At 46.1% G+C, this 20,926-nt stretch carries 16 protein-coding genes; 3 read left to right on the top strand and 13 right to left on the bottom strand.

Going from position 1 to position 20,926, the window contains the following annotated elements; genetic code table 11:
• Positions 1-35: 35 nt before the first annotated feature.
• The 5 genes from SB752_RS14640 to speB form a co-directional block, all read right to left on the bottom strand.
• The gene (locus SB752_RS14640; RefSeq protein WP_376907653.1) at positions 36-299 is read right to left on the bottom strand and encodes a biotin/lipoyl-containing protein; all 264 of its coding nucleotides are present in this window, start codon (positions 297-299) and stop codon (positions 36-38) included.
• Positions 283-2,349 (bottom strand): sigma 54-interacting transcriptional regulator, encoded by a 2,067-nt coding sequence (locus SB752_RS14635; protein WP_410716362.1) that lies wholly within the window; start codon positions 2,347-2,349, stop codon positions 283-285. The genes SB752_RS14640 and SB752_RS14635 overlap by 17 nt, the downstream gene beginning before the upstream one ends.
• A 181-nt stretch (positions 2,350-2,530) precedes the next feature.
• The gene (locus tag SB752_RS14630; RefSeq protein ID WP_410716361.1) at positions 2,531-3,919 is read right to left on the bottom strand and encodes a putrescine aminotransferase; all 1,389 of its coding nucleotides are present in this window, start codon (positions 3,917-3,919) and stop codon (positions 2,531-2,533) included.
• Between the two features lie 29 nt (positions 3,920-3,948).
• Positions 3,949-5,421 (bottom strand): aldehyde dehydrogenase family protein, encoded by a 1,473-nt coding sequence (locus tag SB752_RS14625; protein ID WP_410716360.1) that lies wholly within the window; start codon positions 5,419-5,421, stop codon positions 3,949-3,951.
• Between the two features lie 158 nt (positions 5,422-5,579).
• Complete coding sequence (gene speB, locus SB752_RS14620; protein WP_410716359.1) at positions 5,580-6,524, bottom strand: agmatinase; 945 nt, start codon at positions 6,522-6,524, stop codon at positions 5,580-5,582.
• A 756-nt stretch (positions 6,525-7,280) separates the two neighbouring features.
• On the opposite strand from speB, the gene SB752_RS14615 reads away from it, so the two are divergent.
• Entirely contained in the window at positions 7,281-8,636 is a 1,356-nt protein-coding gene (locus SB752_RS14615) for an APC family permease (RefSeq protein ID WP_410716358.1), read from the top strand.
• A gap of 36 nt (positions 8,637-8,672) precedes the next feature.
• The gene (locus SB752_RS14610; protein WP_410716357.1) at positions 8,673-8,966 is read left to right on the top strand and encodes an SAV0927 family protein; all 294 of its coding nucleotides are present in this window, start codon (positions 8,673-8,675) and stop codon (positions 8,964-8,966) included.
• A 270-nt stretch (positions 8,967-9,236) separates the two neighbouring features.
• Here the strand turns inward: SB752_RS14610 and SB752_RS14605 are convergent, their stop codons facing one another.
• The 5 genes from SB752_RS14605 to SB752_RS14585 all read right to left on the bottom strand — a co-directional run bounded on the left by SB752_RS14605 (position 9,237) and on the right by SB752_RS14585 (position 16,616).
• Positions 9,237-10,868, bottom strand: coding sequence for an amidohydrolase (locus SB752_RS14605; RefSeq protein WP_410716356.1), 1,632 nt, complete (start codon positions 10,866-10,868; stop codon positions 9,237-9,239).
• A gap of 87 nt (positions 10,869-10,955) precedes the next feature.
• Positions 10,956-12,302, bottom strand: a complete 1,347-nt coding sequence (locus SB752_RS14600) for an APC family permease (protein WP_410716355.1) — start codon at positions 12,300-12,302, stop codon at positions 10,956-10,958.
• Positions 12,303-12,904: 602 nt separating this feature from the next.
• Positions 12,905-14,026, bottom strand: a complete 1,122-nt coding sequence (locus tag SB752_RS14595; RefSeq protein WP_410716354.1) for a Ger(x)C family spore germination protein — start codon at positions 14,024-14,026, stop codon at positions 12,905-12,907.
• A complete protein-coding gene (locus SB752_RS14590) occupies positions 14,023-15,123 on the bottom strand; it encodes a GerAB/ArcD/ProY family transporter (RefSeq protein WP_410716353.1) in 1,101 nt (366 codons plus the stop codon). Before SB752_RS14590 ends, SB752_RS14595 begins: the two co-directional genes overlap by 4 nt.
• Complete coding sequence (locus tag SB752_RS14585; protein WP_410716352.1) at positions 15,120-16,616, bottom strand: spore germination protein; 1,497 nt, start codon at positions 16,614-16,616, stop codon at positions 15,120-15,122. Before SB752_RS14585 ends, SB752_RS14590 begins: the two co-directional genes overlap by 4 nt.
• 165 nt (positions 16,617-16,781) lie before the next feature.
• On the opposite strand from SB752_RS14585, the gene SB752_RS14580 reads away from it, so the two are divergent.
• On the top strand, positions 16,782-17,066 hold the full coding sequence (locus SB752_RS14580; RefSeq protein WP_410716598.1) for an AbrB family transcriptional regulator: 285 nt from the start codon (positions 16,782-16,784) through the stop codon (positions 17,064-17,066).
• A 78-nt stretch (positions 17,067-17,144) separates the two neighbouring features.
• Here SB752_RS14580 and SB752_RS14575 read toward each other — a convergent pair whose 3' ends face one another.
• The 3 genes from SB752_RS14575 to SB752_RS14565 all read right to left on the bottom strand — a co-directional run bounded on the left by SB752_RS14575 (position 17,145) and on the right by SB752_RS14565 (position 20,822).
• On the bottom strand, positions 17,145-17,933 hold the full coding sequence (locus tag SB752_RS14575; RefSeq protein ID WP_410716351.1) for a GNAT family N-acetyltransferase: 789 nt from the start codon (positions 17,931-17,933) through the stop codon (positions 17,145-17,147).
• 182 nt (positions 17,934-18,115) lie between these two features.
• Positions 18,116-20,269 (bottom strand): serine racemase VanT catalytic subunit, encoded by a 2,154-nt coding sequence (gene vanT, locus SB752_RS14570; RefSeq protein WP_410716350.1) that lies wholly within the window; start codon positions 20,267-20,269, stop codon positions 18,116-18,118.
• Positions 20,241-20,822, bottom strand: a complete 582-nt coding sequence (locus tag SB752_RS14565; RefSeq protein ID WP_410716349.1) for a D-alanyl-D-alanine carboxypeptidase family protein — start codon at positions 20,820-20,822, stop codon at positions 20,241-20,243. Before SB752_RS14565 ends, vanT begins: the two co-directional genes overlap by 29 nt.
• Between the last annotated feature and the right edge of the window lie 104 nt (positions 20,823-20,926).

Here is a 20,926-nt window from a genome sequence, read left to right as displayed (position 1 = left end):
AAACAGCCACCCCAGTAGATGGCTGCCCTAATTCGTTATTCTTCAGTTGCTTCCGGCTTTTGAGTCTCATCGTGGCTCAAGATGATCGATGTCAGAATCATACTGGCTATGACAAGATCTCCCCGTTCAACCTCCACTGCGTCCATGTAACCAGTGACCGGAGAGAAAATATCGATGCTTTTTTGTCCGTCCACCAGCGTGAAGATGATTTCACCTTCCTGGACTCGGTCGCCTGGTCGAAATAAAACGCGTTCAATCTTACCGGCAAATGGCGATATCACGTCATACTTTAAACCCAATCGGCTCACCTCGACTTAGCTTTTCTTGAATTTCCTGATACTTGCGGCTTATCGTCGATTGACTCACACCTAGCACCTTAGCTGCCATAGAGGTTGTCTTGAATTCGTCCATAGCCATTTTGATGAGCTGCTCCTCTATCGCTCTCGTCGCATCTTTTAGCGGCATAATCTTGTTCATGTTTTGTTTAAAAAATTGTTTCTTCCTCTTTTTCAATAGAGGAGTAATATGATGGGCCTCAATTAAATCTTCATCGGCAGTCACTACGATTCGTTCGATAATATTTTGCAGCTCACGTACATTGCCTGGCCAGGAATAAGATTCCAGCAGGTCGAGAGCATCCTGGGACATTTGCGTGGAACGGTCGTATTTATCATTAAAGGTTTGCAGGAAGTGCAGACCAATTAGGGGGATATCCTCCGAACGGTCTCGCAGTGGAGGGATTACGACAGGAATGACATTTAACCGATAGTACAGGTCTTCACGAAACGTGCCTTCCTCGACCATTTTTTCGAGATTCTTGTTCGTGGCAGCGATAATCTGCACATCGACCTCAACTACCTCAGAACCACCAATCGGGATGATCTCCCTTTCCTGCAAGACCCGCAGCAGCTTCACCTGCAGATTCAGCGGCATCTCCCCGATCTCGTCCAAACACAGCACGCCTTTGTGCGCCATCCGGAAATACCCCGGCTTCCCGTTCGCATTGGCCCCTGTAAATGCGCCCTTTTCGTAGCCGAATAATTCACTTTCAAGCAGTGTCTCAGGAATCGCCCCACAGTTCACTTTGACGAACGGATTGTTGTTGCGAGGTCCCAATTCGTAGATCGTGCGGGCAAATACTTCTTTTCCGACGCCAGATTCACCGGAAAGCAGTACCGTCGAAGAGGTTTTCGCGATTTTATGGATGTATTTCATTACTTTTTCCATCTGCTCGCTCGCATAAATCAACTGCCGATTTTTAGAGTATTGCTGCTGATCCCGAAGATGCTCCAGCTCTTTTTTGTATTTTTCCGACATTTTCTTCGCTTGGAGCAGCTCTTCCTTCAGCAACACGGTTTCGGTAATATCACGTAAGGCGATTACGATCCGCTCCAGCTTTCCATTGTCATCGAAGATCGGATTGCCTACAGCCAGAACATTTTTTCCTGATCGGCTTTCTTGTGTCACAGAGACCTTCCGCTTGCGTTCAAGTACCATTCTGACGATCGAAGAGAAAAACAAACCTTCGTGCGCAAGCTCCATCAGGTTAAGGCCAATTAATTGCTCTTTGTTGATCTCCCAAAAATCTTTAATCAAATTCCCGCTGTAGCGCAGCAAAATCCCATGCTCATCTAAAACGAGAATCTCGTCGTAGATAGACGAAAGGATTCCCTGAAGATCGGTATTCAGATTTTTGACGTGCTCCATTTCCATCGCCATTTTCTCTATGTAAGGCAAATCCTGAAGTACGATGGTTGCTCCTGTTACGGCGCCCTGCTGATTGCGAATGGGACAAAAATCCGCTAGTACGCCGATTCGCTCGTTGACGATGATATAGTTCAATACGGTTTCCCCGTGTTCGATCACCTTGAGAAAAACATCAGGATCAAGCAGCTCTCCTACCCGTTGCAATCGCAGCTCCTCAGGGGTGACTCTGACCATCCGAAGTGCTTCCGAGCTGAAATCCTCAATCTTCCCTTCCAGATCGGCGATAATAATCCCCATCGGTATAGAGTTGAGCAAGGAGCGAATCCAGTCTGTGTGCGCAGATTGATTGGTTAATAGCGAGTAAAGAATGTCCTCGCGGTGCAAATAGCCTTCTGGTTTGCCCTCTGAGCTTTGTACAACGACGACCTCTTCCCCGAATAATTGAAAAAAATCTAGCATGTCCGCTTCCTGCTTAACAAACGATAGGTTCGTATGAAGGGGAAGCTCGCGAACAGCTTTGTTCATCTGCTCCCGATCATGCTGGAGCGGGATCATGTCTGTATTTCGAATGTAGGCAATCAAATTCTCTGTGTTTTCGGGATCGGTTACAAAGACGTAGCGCTCATTGTACCTAGACATCATGTTCCAAACTTCATTAGCTGAAGATTCCAAAGATACTGTATATACTTTTTTAATGAACCAATTTGAAACCATAGGTCCTCCCAATATTGCTTGGTTTGTTTCTATCTATTATACCCGGGGCTCCCATGGAGAAAAAGGGCAAAAGAAGACTGGGGTGGGCAGTCTTCTTTGCTCATTGTTCTTATATGTTTACAAGCGGCAATACTTTTTTGAAGGTGGCGATGACTTGATCGGCCTCTTCGCAGGTGATGGTGAGAGGCGGCTCGATTCGAATCGTTTTCGCATTGATCAAGGTACCCGCGACCAGTACGCCATTGTCGAATAAGCCCTTGGACACCTCATATCCAATTTCATCATTATGGAATTCAATTCCGATCAAAAGGCCTTTCCCACGTACTTCCTGAACCTTGTCGGTATGGGCAGCAGCTGCCTCGCGCAATCCTTCCAGCATGTACTCGCCCATTTCCACGCAGCGATCCAGTAAATTTTCCTCGATCAGCACGTTAAACGTCGCAATCGCAGCCGCGCATGCCAGCGGATTGCCGCCGAATGTTGTCGTTTGGACGAACGGATTAGGGAAAAAGCTTTTGAACACTTCCTCGGTAGCAACTACCGCCCCTGCTGGCATAATTCCGCCGCCAAACGCTTTGGCTAGGCACAAAATATCCGGCGTAACATCGTAATGCTCGCAGCAGAACATTTTTCCCGTACGTCCCATGCCAGTTTGCACTTCGTCCAGAATGAGGAGCGCTCCATACTGATCGCAGAGCTCACGAACCTGTTTCAAATATCCATCTGGCGGCAGGTTTACCCCACCTTCTCCTTGTATTGGCTCCAGAATCACACCCGCAATCTCTTCGCCTACGAGCGCGCAGGCTTCGAATGTTTTGCGCAGCATGTCGATATCCCCGAAATGCACGTGGCGAAATCCCGGAATCATCGGCAAGAAGGGCTTGCGAAACACTCCTTTTGCAGTGGCAGACAAAGCACCCAGGCTCTTGCCGTGGAACGCTTTGGTCGTCGCGATAAAAGTAGTTCGTCCCGTGTGCATTTTAGCCAGCTTAATTGCGGCTTCCACGGTCTCCGTACCGCTGTTGGCAAAATAGGCGTACTTCAGATCTCCAGGAGTTACATCTGCTAAAATTTTGGCCAGCATCGCGCGCAGCGGATCGAGCAGGTCCTGGCTGTGCAGCGGTTGACGGTTGAGCTGGTTGATAACAGCCTCGACTACCTTTGGATGCCGGTGACCCACGTTGTAAATCCCGAATCCGCCCAAGCAGTCAATGTAGACCTTACCATTCACATCCATAAAGGAGTTCGGACCTGCGTCCTTCCATTCCACAGCAGCGAATTGACCATCTTTGGTTACAGACTTGCGATATCCGAGGAAGCCTGGATTGACGTGGTCGCGGAAATTTTCTACGGTCTGCCGTGTCACCCAGGCCGCTTCATCCTTGGTAATTTCGTCTTTGGCAATCAGATCGAGTATTTGCTGGGTGTAGGCATACACATCTTTATATTGTTCCTGTACCTGGTTATTGGCTTGTTTACTCTCCACTGTTGGTCTCATCTCGTAGTCCTCCTGATCAGTTATCTCGTTTAGTTTTCAAACCAGCCTGATGGCTGTACTTGCAGGTTGATGTTGATTTGCTTCACTTCGGTATATTCGTCGAAGCCAAACGTGCCCAAGCCGCGACCGATGCCGCTTTGCTTGTATCCACCCCAAGGAGCCTCGTTGTAAGTCGGGTGATAGCAATTGATCCACGTAATGCCAGCCCGCAGTTTCTTGATGACGCGCATGGCCTTGGCACCGTCCTGTGTGAAAACACCGCCTGCCAGCCCGTATACCGTATCGTTGGCAAGTCGTACGGCATCTGCCTCGTCCTTAAATCGCTGGATAGCCAGCACCGGTCCAAAAATTTCTTCCTGAACAATTTTCATGGATGGAAGCGTATCGGTGAAAATGGTCGGTTCTACGTAGTAGCCCTTTTCAAAACCGTTTGTCGTAATTCGGTTCCCGCCACACAGAAGGTGCGCTCCCTCTGATTTACCAAGCTCAATGTAATGCAAAACCTTTTCCAGATGAGCGCTGCTTACGACAGGCCCCATTTCGGTGGCGGGATCGTTTCCAGGGCCAACACGAATTTTTTTCGCTCGCTCGACCAGTCTCTCAACGAAACGGTCGTGGATACTATCCTCAATGAGAAGACGAGAGCCTGCTGAGCATACCTGTCCTTGATTAGCGAAAATTCCGAATAGTGCGTAGTCAACAGCTGTCTCGAAGTCGGCATCGGCAAAGACGATATTGGGTGATTTGCCACCGAGCTCCAGCGAAATCTTTTTAATATTGCAGGCAGCTGCTCTCATGATACTGCGACCCGTTGCCGTACCACCAGTAAAGGAAATTTTGTCTACGAGATGGCTCTCCGCAAGCTCGTTTCCAACCGTAGGACCTGGTCCGAGCACCATATTGGCCACGCCTTTCGGAATGCCTACTTCTTCTATAATTTCAAACAGCTTTTGCGCAGTGACCGGTGTTACTTCCGAAGGCTTGAATACAATGGTGTTTCCGGCTGCAAGCGCAGGAGCAATTTTCCACACGCCCATCAGCAGTGGATAGTTCCATGGAACAATCAATCCACATACACCAACTGGCTCGCGAACCACCATAGCCTGCACAGGATCAGCTACGTGATAGGTTTGACCGTCAGGCTTGGTAACCAGCCCTGCATAGTAGCGAAAGCAAGCCGCTGCATCAGCTACGTCAAAAGCCGTCTCGCGTAGTGGTTTACCGTTGTCTAACGTTTCCAGCCTGCCGATTTCGTTTGCTCGCTCCTCCAGCTTGTCGGCGATAGCCAAAAGATAACGTGCACGTTCTGCTGCCGGAAGCTCAGACCAAATTCCGCTGTCAAATGTATCGCGGGCGATTTGGATGGCATGACGGGTGTCCTCAACATCTCCCTCTGCACAGAGCGCAATCACTTCCCCATTCGCGGGATTCACGATCTCACGGGTTTTCCTGCTTTGTGCATCTACCCACTCCCCATTGATGTACATCTTCAGGTTTAACATGCAACGAATCCTCTCCTTCCGGGGTTTCCTTTCACATCTCATACTGTAAGCAACTCTCGTGCCATCCCCGGAACCTTGCCTTTCTCACATGTAGTTCCAGGGCGGAGCACGAAGTATCTATTCAAAAATTCATAGATTATGCAAAAATGAATAGTGAACTATTCTTTGACTTCCTGCTTTTGCTGCAGGGCCACCAACGCAGCAAAATCGTGTATCAGCGTAGCAGCCAGAAGCGATGTGATCTGTGCCGGATCATAGGGAGGAAGGACCTCTACCAGGTCAAACCCGATGTAGTTCAGTCCTTGCAGAGAGCGAACCATTTGCAGTGCTTCATGGCTAGTAAATCCCCCGACCTCAAGCGTGCCTGTTCCTGGAGCAAATGCCGGATCGACAAAGTCGATATCAAATGTCAAAAAGCACGGTGTATCCCCGATTCTCATTTTGATTTGCTGGATCACATCTTCAAACCCGCGACTCCGCAGCTCCTGTGTCGTGATGACGTTGTACCCGAGCTCATAGCTTGCTTCGATATCTCCAGGGTGGTTCAGCGTCCCGCGAATTCCGACCTGAAACACCTTGTCTGGCTTCAGTAGCCCTTCTTCGTGAGCACGGATGAATGGAGAGCCATGCCAATATTTCTCTTCGTAATACGTATCCCACGTATCTGTATGCGAGTCAAACTGGATCATGGCGACCTGCCCATACACTTTTTTAGCAGCACGCAACGAGGCCAATGTGATCGAATGGTCGCCACCGAGCCCGATCGGAACGATGCCTTTTTGCATCAGATCAAGCATGGCTTCCTCCATCACCTCGTAGCTCCGGTGAATATTGTGCGGAATCACCGACACATCCCCGATGTCGATCGCATTGGTGTCTTCAAAGGGGTACACCTTATGCGTCGGATGATAAGGAAACAATGTCATAGAAGCCTGGCGAATGGCTTGTGGCGCAAAACGCGCGCCTACGCGAAAGGAAGCCGCCGTGTCAAACGGCTGTCCGAGAATCGCTACCTTGGCATTTTCTCTAGCAGATGGCAGGCGCATGAACGTGCCTGTCGTACAAAATTCTGGTTTTACGTCTGGGGAAAGTGGATATTGCATGCAATCAAGTCCTCCGTTTGTAGGTAGTCTATACTTGCTTTTGTCAGCTTCTCTTCTACAGCGTTGGACGATTGGGAAAAATGACGTGCAATCGCTACCTTTCTTTAGAAAACGTGTACACCTGATCCAGCACTACGGTATCAAAGGTAGCCTCTGCCCTTTATTGCTCAGCTCCTGCCCAACGCTGTCTGAATCCAGGTCGGGAGTAAGATCATCGATAGCAGGACTGCAATAAGGAATAGCTTGTTTCGCATCGCTTTTGGTCCACTCCTTGTTTCCTCTCCACCTGATCGGCAGGTGTTACGTGTAACAAACAGCCGTCAGAAGCTCTCATGCTCGAAGTGTCTGCTTTTGACGGAGATATACACGATCGTAAAAATAGTAGTGCAAATATTATGCCAATTATTCTTAGCGTTAGTCACCGCTTTTTAGCAGGATTTCTATTCATTTTTTCATAACTTATGCATTATTGAATAACCGCTTTTGCATAGAGTCTTTCCTACGCGTGTTAACGATCAATTCGTCTCTTCTTTATAGCGCGCCCCTCTTCTTTGGCACATCAATTGCTTAGCGTTTAAGAAGCAAGAATCGCAACACGCATATCAGACGTAAAGGAGGCAAAGCGTATGAAAAAACAGTTGCCACAGCAAAAAGCCGTAGCCGCGCTGCAGGAGGACTAGTTCGAATATAAGCCGTGTTGTTTTTTGATCGTAAAAAACTAAAACGCTTTCACACCACATGCAAAGGGGATTGGTCATGGAAAGAAGCATGGAAAAACCGAGCACACCTGCATTAAAGAGAAGTCTGAAGCTATGGCAAGTTATCGTATTAGGACTCGGGTACCTCACTCCCCTCACCGTTTTTGATACCTATGGAATCGTCACGCAGGAAACGGGTGGGCATGTCCCATCTGCTTATATCCTCGCTCTGACGGCGATGCTTTTTACTGCATCCAGCTACGGCAAGATGGTTAAGGTTTTCCCTGTTGCAGGCTCTGCCTACTCCTACGCCCGCAAATCGCTCAATCCGCATGTGGGCTTTTTAGTAGGATGGGTTTCGCTTTTGGATTACGTCTTTTTGCCTGTGATTAATGTTTTGCTAGGCAAAATCTATCTGTTCGCCGCTTTCCCGATGGTCCCTGAATGGATTCTTGGACTTCTGCTCGCAGCGATCACTACCGCTGTCAATTTTCGCGGAATTCAGTCAACGGCAAATTTCAACACACTCCTGGTTGTATTTCAGGTCATCGTCGTTACTATTTTCATCGGCTTGACTATCTCGCACATCACCTCAGGAGCAGGTAACGCTTCCTTTGACGCTCAACCATTCTATGGGGAAGGAATCTCATTACCTACGCTTTTTACCGGGGCAGCGATTCTCTGTTTCTCCTTTCTGGGCTTTGATGCCGTGACCACGTATACAGAAGAAGCAGTAAATCCGATGAAGACCATTCCGCGTGGTATTTTTCTGGTCGCGTTAATTGGTGGCGTCATTTTTATTACCACGTCGTATTTCACCCAGCTCGCTTTTCCAGCAGTAGAGCAATTTCAAAATCCAGAGTCCCCGTCTCCCGAGATGTCAATGATTCTCGGACGAGATCTGTTTTACGCCATCTTTGTAGCAGGTAGCATCACAGCAGCCCTGGCCTCTGGAATCGCCTCTCATACCAGCGCTTCCCGTCTGCTCTACGCGATGGGAAGGGAAAACGTTTTGCCGAAAAAGCTATTTGGTCACCTGCATCCAACCAGAGGCATCCCCGCTCGCAACGTGTTTTTTGTCGGGGTCGTTTCACTTGCTGCTCTGTTCCTCGATTTGGAAACAGCTCTTGCCTTCATCAATTTTGGCGCGTTGACTGCTTTTACCGCCGTCAATGCCTGTGTCATCGCTCACTACTATATTCGTGAAAAGCGCCGATCTCTCATCGATACGTTTCATTATTTAATTTCGCCACTGCTCGGGACCAGCTTTGTCATGTTTCTCTGGTACAGTCTGGACGGTCACGCGCTAACGCTCGGACTTATTTGGTCATTAGTGGGCATAGGCTATTTGCTTTTATCCACCAAATTTTTCACCAAAAAGCCTCCTGTTATCGACTTTGAGGAAGCGATCTAACGACTACCCACACTCATTTTTCAGGAGGTATCTCATATGAAATTTGACTACTTGTACGATCAATCGGAAAATCTTCTTTCTCGCTTTGTCACGTTTGCCACAGAGCACAATCGATATGATCTAGCCTTTTTTTACTCTCAGCATTTTGATGGTAAAAGCATTGTCATGTCACTGCAAAACATGCGTGCAGCTCTGATCTCCTCCGATGATCTCGCACACGAAAACAACTGGGTCCAGTCGCTGGCAGTCCAAGCAGAGGATGTAGACATCATATCGAGCTTTTTGACAAAGGCACTTTCTTCTCTCTTCAAGCATGATGATCTTGATTGAAAGGTGAAAAAACGAAACTGATGCCTTTGTACATGGCATCAGTTTTTTGATTATTTGGAGAGTTGCATTGAGTAACACCTTTATCATTTGTTAAATCAATCACATAGAAGGAATATCCATCTTCAACTGACATACCGATTGGCAAGTGACTATCCCACCACGTAGTTACAGTCTAACAAATATTTCCGCTTACTGCCGAAGTGTACGAAAAAATCCCGCTCTCTCCGCAATCATCGCCAGAGAATACGGGATTTTATCAGTGGTGCATGCTTATTTTTCTATCAGAGTCTCCGTATGATCAAATACGACCTTGCCATCCACAATCGTCAGCTGTACCTTCGTGTCAGGTATTTCTTCTACTGGAATTTCAAAAAGATTGCGTTCCAGAACGGCAATATCCGCAAGCTTGCCTACTTCGATTGTTCCCAGCTCATGCTCTCTGAACGTGCCGTAGGCGGAACCTGCTGTATACGCTTTTAATGCTTCAGCAAGCGTGATGCGCTCATGAGGATGCCAGACCGTCTCGCCGCTGCTATCGATTCTGGTCACTGCACGATAAATTTGCAGGAGTGGATTCAATATATCAATCGGAAAATCTGTTCCAAACGCCAATCTTGCCCCTGCTTTTTGCAACGTATTGATCGAAAATACGTATTTTTCCCGTTCAGACCCAATGCGCTCTGTGTAAACGCCTCTCTCAGACATGGCAAAATGATCGGGCTGCATCGAAGCTGTCACATCCAGCTCTTTAAATCTGTGAATATCATCGGGATGAATCACTTCTACGTGCTCGATGGAGTGACGGGAATCTCGTTTGCCGTTTGCCTTCTGCGCTCCCTCGTAAGAATCGAACGCAAGCCGAATCGCTCCATCCCCGATCGCATGGAAGCGAATGGTAAAATCTGCTTTATCTGCATCTACGACCCACTTCTTGATGGTGTCAGGTGGAAAGGATGTCTCCCCGCGAGTGTCAGCCTGATCTGCATAGTGCTCCAACAGATAAGCTGTCCGAGCGGTGATGACGCCGTCGATAAATTGCTTCAGCCCGGATACACGGAGCATGGCCGTCTGATAGGTTTCTCTTAACTGCTTCGCACGTTCCAGGTCGCCATCCAGTGCTGGCCAGAGGTGAATGCGTGTGGTGAGCTCTCCTCTGTCCTCAAACTCTTTAAATAGACCGTAATCAGTAAGGATAGCCAAAGATTCCGTTGCAAATAAATCGTGAACAGCCGTCACGCCTAGGCTAGCTGCGTATGCGAGGAAATTTTTGAAAAGCTCTCTCTTTTTGTCTTTTGTAAAATTGTAGGCATGCTTGATCACGGCCCCCATTGCTTTTTCGTACAACAAGCCATCGGGTTCTCCATTGTCGTCTTTTCCGATAATGCCAAAGGCAGGGTTTTCTGTATTCCGGTCAATGCTTGCAATCTCCAGGGCTTTAGAATTCACCCAAGCATAATGACCTTCGGCGTGAAACATAAGCGCTGGACGGTCAGGTACGACTCGGTCCAAAGCATACCGATTCGGTAATTGCTTCGTATCCCAGTACCCTGCATCCCACACAGAGCCGATTACCCATGGTTCATCCGGTTTTGATTCGGCAAACTCGCGAATGATTTCCAGCGCCTCAGCCTCCGACCGAGCCGAGAACAAATTGGCACTTTCCATGGCAACTGCCCCATCCATAACATGCAGGTGGAAATCGTGAAAGCCAGGCATGATCAATTGGTCCTCAAAGGAATAGACCTTAGTCGTCTCCCCTGTAAACGCCATCATCTCTTCCTTTGAGCCAATTGCAATGATCCTGTTATCAGCAATCGCGATGGACGCAGGCACTGGCACCTCTGAAAGTCCTGTAAATACGGCATTGCTCGATACTACCAAGTCAGCGATTTGGTTACTCATGATATGATCATCCTCTCATTGATATTTTTAGTTGAAGCTTGTGAGGTTACTTGTTGGAAGCCCGATTCTGACGGGTCAATTTATGTGTCATGTGGCTTCTTCAATACTAAGCTGCGGAGGCGGTTGCCGGAACATTTTGGTCAAATTCAGCAAGTAAATAAAACCGATGAGCAGCCAGGCTCCGCCGAGTATTAATGAATGTTCATCCAAATTGATGAAAAACAATCCGATGAGCGCAGCACCGACCAACGGGATGATCAAATATTGAATCGTTGCTTTCACAGACCTTTGTTTCTGACGAACATAATAATGGGCAACAACTGCCAGATTGACAAAGAAAAACGCGAACAATGCACCAAAATTAATAAACGATACGGCTGTCATCAGATCCATGAACAGAGCACTGAAAGCGACCGCTCCAATGATCAAAATATTGAATACGGGTGTTCGATATTTGGGAGACAGATAGCCAAAGATTCTTTTCGGAAGGACATTCTCCCTGCCCATCGCGTACAAAATGCGAGAAGCACTCGTTCCAGAAGCAACGGCAGAGGCAAATCCGGCTGTCAACCCTACTGCCACAACAATACTGGTGAAAATGTTCCCGCCGACAACCATCGCAATCTCTAAATAGGCAGAGTCAGGATTTTGAAAAGACTGAAACTCAGGAAAGATAAGCTGGGAAAAATAAGAGCCTGAAATAAACAAGAAGCCACCAATTAGCGTGATGAGATAGATCGCCTTGGGCATCGTCTTCGTCGCGTCCTTCGTCTCTTCTGAAAGAGTCGTCACTGCGTCAAAGCCTAAAAAGCTGAAGCATAAGAGCGGGACTACGGAGAGCAAGGTCGGAATTTTAATTTCTGAGTCATAAAAGGGTGCCGTGGAAAACAAAGTCCCTGCTCCTTTCCCTGATAGAAGCCCATAAATCGTTAATGCAAAAAAGAGAATAAAAACCAAAATCTGCAGGGAAAGCATATACGTATTAAACTTCGCCGCCAATTTTATACCCAAAATGTTGACCGTTGTGATGACCAGAACAAAGGAAGTAATCCATACAAACATAGGAACTGACGGAAAAAAGGCACTCAATGATATCCCGATGAGGAGCGAACTGATCATCGGACTAAACAAATAGTCGATGATAATCGTCCAGCCTACGATGAAGCCGACATGCGGGCTTATTGACCGCTGGGTAAACGTGTACGCTGCTCCCGCGTTTGGGAACGCTTTCACTAGTTGCGCATAGCTATAAGCAGTAAACAGCATGACAATCAGCGCGATCGTATAAGCAATCGGCATCATCCCATTAGTACTATGTACGGAGACCCCGTACGTCGAGAAAAACGTCTGTGGCGCCATGAAAGCTAATCCAAAAAAGACGACATACTTCAGAGTAAGCGAACGTTTTAATGTGGGGGAAGCAGAATGCTCCATGGATCAATCCTCCTAAATAAGCGTTGGATGAAAAGGAAAGCTTGAGATTGTAAATCTTGCATCTTCTATGCCAATCGATTTGATAAAAAGGAGGTTCGTTTCGCATGGCATATACCCCTTTCCTCTGCTTCACGGTTGTTTTTTAAAAGATCGCTCACCCCCACCTATTCAATAGTGCATGCGCTACTCATTTTTGCATAAAAATGAATATTCTGTCTACTAATTCGATTAAAATGACGGAGTGTTAGTGATACCCAGCCTATGATCCTTGATCTGCTCTAACTAGTTGTCCCATCATCCCGTTTTCAGGTAAAGTCGCCACTTCCTGCAATTTTTCCGCCCGTCTGCCAACCCGCACGACCTGCTCACGTGCTTCTCGCATAGCTTTTTTTGCGAAATGCCAGCATGTCATTCAGTGTAATGATCAGGTAAGCGTAAGAAGGCGGCAGATCGATCGATGCAAATGCTACTTCGCTAAGCCAGAACTGGGTAGTTCATGCTGTTCATCGAAACGCTCGCTATCATTGAATATTTCTGAAGTAACGGACAAAAGGAACATCTCCGGATCTCTTATGAGCCAGTGCTGTTCCTCTCGTATCGCATTATCTTTTTAGTGAGCCGATGCTAATAATTTCGACCTCAGGTATAATATTCACTTTTGCTTTCGAAAAGGCTTGACCCCAATCATCCTCTACCAGCTTCCACTGATCGTAGGCATATGCCCGAGCATACTTTCCCAGTCCGATAGGGTCGATCCTGTTTTTTTGGAATTTGGCAACGACCGCTTCCATCCTTCTTTTCATTTCAGCCATGATAGCTTTCTCCAGCTTTTTTTTGTCTTTCACCGGATTTACTTGCACAAGAATTTCTGTCAGGACAATGGAGTATTTCATATGTAAGTCAAATTGGAATTTGCCGTTCTCCGCTTTCGTCTTGTAGGAATAATGCGTGTAATCAATTGAGTAACTGATGTTTTTGCTTTCTTCATCTTTTCCTCGAAAAGACTTATCCGAAATTTGCACAGTCATAAAAATCGGATGCTTGGTGTCACGCTGCAAGATCAGCAATTGAATGCTTTCCTCGGGACTGAGCGTGTCCACATAATACCCGCGTTTGTCGATCAGTGCGGTACCGACAATCTTTAGCTTGTTTTCACTCAGCTTGATCTCGGGTAGATACGGGGTGATTCCTTTCTCATAAAATTGATCATACACTTTGCGGGCTGTTGTGGTGACTGAAGCTTCACTTGTATGTGCAGATCGAATCAGCTCACGTAAATAAACCGGAAGACGCGGCTTATCGCTCGTGTCAACATTGAGCACCTGATTGATGGATTCATTAGACATGATGAGATCAGCCTTGAGTGAGCTTTTTGGATCACGATAAATGACATCCAATAAATCGAATAGCCCTTTTTTCATCAGCACTTTTTTGGAGATGACAATGTTTTGAACCTTGCCCGTTTCCACAAGCCCATTCGCTTCATCATCAAACCGATCCCTGCCCTCTCGAAAGGATGATGCGTGTACATGTAGGATTTCCGTTTTCTTTTTTGCCTCCCGTTGAAAGACAGGGACAGCCGTGTAAAGATCGAGCTCGCCGTCTTTCCTCACATCCACTCCAAGTGTCAGAACCAACGTCAAATCTTCCAACCGATTTTGTCCGAGGCATCCTGATGTCATAAGCATTGTGCAAAGCAAAACAAGTAACAGACGTCTCTTCATCTGTTCAGCCTCGCTTGGAAACGGTCAACCATTACGACATACAGCCCAAAAAAAATCGGAAAAAGGTACGAAATGAACATCCCCACATGACCTCCCCAATTTTGAATCGTGCTGACTTGAAAATAGGTTGGATTGTAGAAAAACGATAAGGCGATATAGCTAGCAGAGAAGATCATGATCACTTTTTTATGGTTCTTCAGATGCAAAAGTTGACTAATTCCAAAAGATGCTGTGAAGTAATATGGTATGCCGCTAGTGGAAATCAAAAACAAGTAAAAGGCTGCGAAAACAACTTCTATCCGTTCAATAAACGGAAATTCAACAGTCTCAAACAAATCAAGTGTCGGCCAAATATACGTACCAATCTGATAAGGGTTAAATTGTATGTAACAAGCAATCGTTACCAGCAAATAGACAAACATCGTTATTGTATTGGCGATGAGAATACCGGCAGAAGCGTGTTGTTTTTTCCTCAAAAACGGATACAAAATAAACGCAAGCTCAAAGCCGAGGAAGGATAAAACAGTTGTTTTGACTCCCTTTAAAACAGGTAGCCAGCCTTCTTTTAGCACAGGCAGCAAATGAATCAAATGTCCTTCCTGCATCGCAATAAAAAAAAGAGGAAGCATTATAATCATGCTTATACCTACGAACTCAGCATACCGCCCTATCATCCTGACTCCCTGCCTCGCAAGCATGTGCTTCGGGATAATAAAAAGAATCATTAGGAAGTAATTGGCTGTTTGTGGCAGAACCCACGTTTGTGTGATGTGAATAGCTGCAAACAACGTGATAGTAAAGACAAACAGGCAATAAACAATGAAGAGGATACAGCAAATTACGCCTATCCATTTGCCGAAATAGCGGATCAGCAGATCGAATATGGTTTCATTTGGCTGCCGCTTCATAATCTGGATAATGAATAAGCTGATTCCATTCGCCACGATCCATCCTAATATGATCGAAATCCATCCATCTGTACTCGCGACTTCAGCCAAATCAGATGGCAACGTCATAATTCCGATGCCAATCTGAACCTGTGAAATGAACATGATATATTGAAATAAACTGATATCATTGAAGGAATTTATCTTCATTTCTCATCGCCATGCATTCCATTTTTCCCCTGTCGAATCTCTTGTTTGGGATGATTCGACTTCGGGCGTTTCATCATGCTCCAAATCGGCAGGCGTACAAGGTTGTCCTTCCATGCCGTTATTTGTAAAGGTGCAAACGGACTGCCATAAGGTGTCCCCAAGGATTCCATGGACAGAAGATGAACGATCATCACCATCAAGCCAATGACAATTCCTACGATCCCGAACATATAGGACACAATCATCATAGGAAAACGCAAAATCCGCACAGCTGCTGATAAATCCGCATTTGGCAAAATAAAGGATGCGATAGCAGTTGCAGCTACGACTATTACCATGATGTTGCTCACAATCCCGGCCGAAACTGCCGCTTGTCCGATGACAATCCCTCCGACAATACCAACAGTTTGTCCGATTTTCGACGGCAGTCTGAGTCCTGCCTCTCTAAGCATTTCTAATGTAATTTCCATAATAATCGCTTCCAAAAATGGTGGGATCGGTACTCTCTCTCGGGACTCCCCAATCGAGAGTATCAAGCCAAGCGGGATGATTTCATAATGGAACGTAAGAGCAGCAATGTAGAGGGCAGGTAGAAAAATAGAGACAAAAAAGCTGACAAACCGAAGCATCCTAATAAAAGATGCAATAATCCAGCGCATACTGTAATCGTCAGCACTCTGAAAGAATGAAGCTAAGGTCATTGGCCCGACCATTACCCATGGCGAATGATCCATAACGATGACAATTCTTCCCTGGAGGATATGAGAAGCTGCTGAGTCTGGGCGCTCGGTCGTTAAATATTGCGGAAAAGGTGTAAACGCGTTGCTCTCGATCAATTCCTCCAATTCTCCAATATTAATAATTCCGTCGATGCTGACTCCTTTGATTCTCCCTTCTAACTCTGAAAGAGCTTCGCTGTTGATTACATCTCCGAGATAGAGCAAGCCTACCTTTGTCTGACTCCTCAAACCCACCTGCATTTCCTTGATCTTTAGCTCTCGGTCAGGAATGTACCTGCGGATCATGGAGATATTTTGTCCGATCGACTCAACGAAGCTCTGCCTGGAGCCCTTTAGCACTGATTCTGAGAGCGGTTCACTGATATCGCGTTGTGGCCAGCCTTGTGTGTTCAGGAGCAGGCAGTGATCCTCCCCTTCCACGAACAATGCACTTTCACCGCGCAGGATGGATTTTTCGATGATTCCCCAGGATTGGACTGCCTCACTAGAACCTACAGAAAGGTCCAGACTGGTGATACCTGGAAACGATCTGTTCTCAAATAGCAGCGGTCGCAGAATATCGTTATTGATCGAGGTTTTGTCCACCATGCCATCCAAATAAACGAGCAGAGCAGAATGATTCGTCTGATTGATGATAAATTTGGTTGTGATCAGATCAGGCGCATCACAAAAGACAGTATGCAGCTTCTTTATGTTTACAGTAAGATCGGTACTTATGAGATCGCCATTAGCTGAGTCCAGCCATTTTTGCATGTGAAGCCTCTTGCCGAATCGCGTAAAAGTATGTCTCATCACTCGAGCTCCCGGACCCTGGATATTCCATTTCGTGGATTTCTCCTCATATGATCTCACTTCCTTGTTAAAAATATGAATGAAAGGAAGAAAATCTTTCTCAAATAATGAAAAAGGCCCGCGAGAATCAGCACGACAGCCTTTTTGAGTGGGATTGTATTGATTTTGTGTGCTCTCGCTCTGAGTTTGCTTTTGACCATGCTGCATCCCGTTTCATTTCTTACTGCCTTTTTAAGCCTCTCTCCTGGCGGAATGGACCAGATGGCGATCATAGCGAAGGAAGTACATGCAGACCTGTCCATTTTGATCTGCTATCAACTATTTCGTGCCTTGTTTATTTCCTTGGCCGTGCCCCCCATTTTAAAAGCCGTGTTTAAAAAATACAGCAAAGCTAAAACGGCTGTAAGCTAGCACGATCAACTCTTTCAAATAAAAAGAGCATGCTTTGAGACTCCCACCAAAGCATGCTCGACTATTTTCTACCCACTCTTATTCAAAAACAACCATTTCTCCTACGTTTTGAAATCCTGCCTTCCGATAAATGTTGATTCCATCCGTAGAGGCTTGCAACACACAAGGCTTTGCTCTGTCTTCCTCCTTTATTCGCTGGAGAAGATAGCCAAACATCGTGCTGCCGAGTCCTCTTCCTCTATATTCTTGTCTTGTCATTATATCGTAAATTCCATAGCTGCTGTCTGTTTCAATCAAGCAGCCCGTAGATACTGCTTTGCCGTTCAAGAATCCAATAAACCACTGTTGGTGCGGGTGAGCAGAAAAGCTTACCGCAGCTTGATCGAATAACCGTTTTAGGACCTCTCTCTCAGGACTACCCTCAAACAAAGACTGAAAAATGGTAGCGTACCTACGAACATCCTCATTATTCTGCACCTTCTTTATTTCCAAAAGGTCAGAAGACAACGGTGCAGCTGACTTGATCTCGTCACTTTCTAATTTCATGGTAACATTGTGCTCAGCTTCCTCCAGCCCGAGATCAGCTAGCAACCGAACAAACTCATCAGTCAAAAAGCGCTGATCTGTCCAAACACTTACGGGAAATCCCTTGTTTGAATAAGAACGAACGGCTTGCTCTACATTTATTAGCGCAGCTTTGGGTAAGACTGACAACGGAACAAGTACATTAAATGTATCGGATGGTAAACCAGAATCAACTGCGATAAAATACTGATTTTCATCTACATGCGCTCCTGAAAACCATGATGGGAGTGAGGATGCCTTATTCACAAAATTATCCAAAACCAAATCTTGATTTGTTAACATATTGATCACCATTTTCCATTCAATTAAAGAGCGCTCTTGAAAATGTATTATACCTACAGATTTCCAATATTCATATCCAGTTCACTGATTCTCAATCCTCCCATAATATTCTGACTTTTAAGCTCAGCTCTGCAAAAAGAAAAGGCGGCTTTGATTTCCAAAAGCCACCGACAAGCGTCAGACTATACGAGATAAACCCGTTCGACCCTCTTTCCAATACCGCTAACAATTTCATTTGTAATCGTACTGCAACAACTTGCCATCTGTTCTGCTGTAATTGTCTCCACTCCATCTTGTCCGATCAGAGTGACCACATCCCCTTCTTTGACGTCACCGATATGTGTCACGTCAATCATCATTTGATCCATACACACATTTCCTACGATGTTCGCCCTTTGACCCTTGATCAGGACGTATCCTCCCACCTCTGACCATCTTCTAGGAATTCCATCTGCATACCCGATCGACACCGTCGCGATCAGGCTGTCTTTGTTTGTCACATAATTTCGACCATAGCTGATTGAGTCCCCTGCTTGTATCGTTTTGACCAGAGTTACTCTAGCGTATATAGAAAGAACGGGGCGCAGGTCGACTTGGCTGTTTACCGTGTCACCATCGTTTGAAAGCAGACCGTATAGGGCAATTCCTGGACGCGCCAGACCGCACTCTACATCTGGATAATTCAAGATTCCATAGCTGCTCTGGATATGGAGAGTTCCGGGATGTATCCCTTGATCCTCTACTTGTCTCATCACTTCATAGAACCGATTGATTTGCTGCTTTGTGTATTCCATATCTTCTTTTTTATGGCTATCGGAAGCAGATAGATGGGTATAGCTTCCGGTTACTTTCAGGTTTGGGTGCCGGTACATGCGCAAAATTTTCCCTATGTTCTCATAAGCTTCCCCCAGTCTGCCCATTCCCGTATCGATTTTGATGTGGACTTGTATCTTTTTGCCGCACTCATTGAGAGAAGCAGCATAGTCTTCACTGACAACCGTCTGTGTCAAGCGATAACGGGTGAGATCGTTAACTCGTTTTAAGGGGGTAAGCCCTAGGATTACTATTTCTCCTTTTATCCCTTGCTTCCGCAGTTCAATGCCTTCTAACAATTCTGCCACGGCAAAATGACTGACTCCTCGTTGGTTAAGCGCTTTTGCAATTGGTACACTGCCATGACCATAGGCATTCGCTTTGACGACCGCCATCAGCTGACATGCTGGCGGAAGTACTCTTTTTAGCTCAACCAGGATCTGCTCCAGATGTGCCAAATTGATTTCAGCCCAGGCTCTTTGCATAGCTACTTGTTTTGTTTTTTTACGAGAGAGAAACCGAGCGATGACATGAGCAACTAAAACGGAAAGCAAGGTAACGGCAACAAAATGAATGAAGCTGTTCGATACCAAGACAGAGCTCGATCCAGTTGCTTTTCCAATCCCTCTCACTGCTACGATGCACAACGGATGCCAAATGTAGATCCAAGTTGTTACCTGCCGGATATAGGGACCGCCTTTTCCCTTTTGCAAGAGCAGAAGCTGAAACAGGAAATAAACAGCCGGGACGAGAAACACATACATGCTATCGTGTCTCGGCAGCTTGCTATCGCTCAATATCATCCCTTCTACCAGCATCAGCACAAAGGAGGTCGCAAAACAAAGTGCCACCACATTTCTTGATTTTGGTGCTGATGGTCTTTTGGCTATCCAAGCGCCAAGTATCAGATAGATAGGGGCAAAAAAGAAACCATTTCGCGTGTAATCAAACAAGGCGAACATTCGGGTATAAAATGCTTGCAACCATTCACTCTGTTCTGTGAAACCGTAGTAGCTGTCGCCTAACAGTCCAAGGATGTAAAGGATTCCAGCTATACCAAGCACGTATGGGAATGGAAATCTACTATACAAAAAATAAGCCAAATAGACCCCGATGATTAATGCAGGGAAGTACCACAGATGATACATCGTGCCATCAAAAACGATATCCTTTAGCAGCGAGTACATGCTGAAATCATGTGTAAAGTATCCTGCATATACATTGATCGGTACATATAACAAGATCGCTATCACATAGAGCATGCCGATTTTCGAGACGTAGCGATGTATCGTTACTTTGTCCTGAGCCGGGTCCCCTTTCAGCTTTTGAAAAAGGAGGTAGCCCGATGCGATAAAGAAAAATGGGACGGCGAGTCGGGCTACGATGCCAGTAAACAAAAAATCAGCATACTCACTGTAGGACGTGAATGGTCCTGTATGAATCGCGATGACGAGAATGGCTGCGACCACTTTAAAATGGTCAATCAAGCCATAATTATTCGTAGATTCCACCAGAGTATTCACTGCCTTTCTCGTGGAATACCGTCACGATAAATCCATCCTCGTTATTACCAGAAAGATGATACTTCCTGCGATTCGTAATCGGCACGACTGTGCTTTCCTCTGCTGCCTGTACATAATAAATTTCGATCGTGGCGTCCTCGCTCTGAAAAAATAAATGCTCCTTAGCATATTCAAACCTTTTTAAAAAGGCGATGTACTCCTCTAAACAAAAATCATGCTGTTCCATAATCACGGAATGCGGAAATCCGACATATCGAAAATGCCATGGCTCACAAGCAATGTTCGTCAGATGCTCTTTTCCCGATTTGTACCTTTGGATGAATCCGTGCTCAGCCGCGCGATTCTTGAATGATTGACAAACACCTTCATCTGGAAAAGTCGGACAAATAAAATCGACATTACCCTTGTTTTCACCTACATCGACTGCGAGGCCGGTCTGGTGCTCACTTTCATCAGGTCGTGCGACAAAGCTGGCGGTAAATTCCGCTCCATTTTCCCGTACAGAGGTTTCGTACAGCTCCTGTTGTTCTGCTCTGGAGCGATATCCACTCACTGCGATGATGTCGTCCCTGCCCTTGCATGTATTTGGCAAGCAAAAAGTGCAGAGTTCGGCAACCATTTTGTGCATAGCCTTGCCAGGCTAAATTTTCTTTATTA

This window comes from Brevibacillus sp. SIMBA_040 (assembly GCF_046535075.1).
GTDB lineage: Bacteria > Bacillota > Bacilli > Brevibacillales > Brevibacillaceae > Brevibacillus.
The sequence above is the reverse complement of the archived record's forward strand: the minus strand, read 5'-3'. Positions and strand labels throughout refer to the sequence as shown.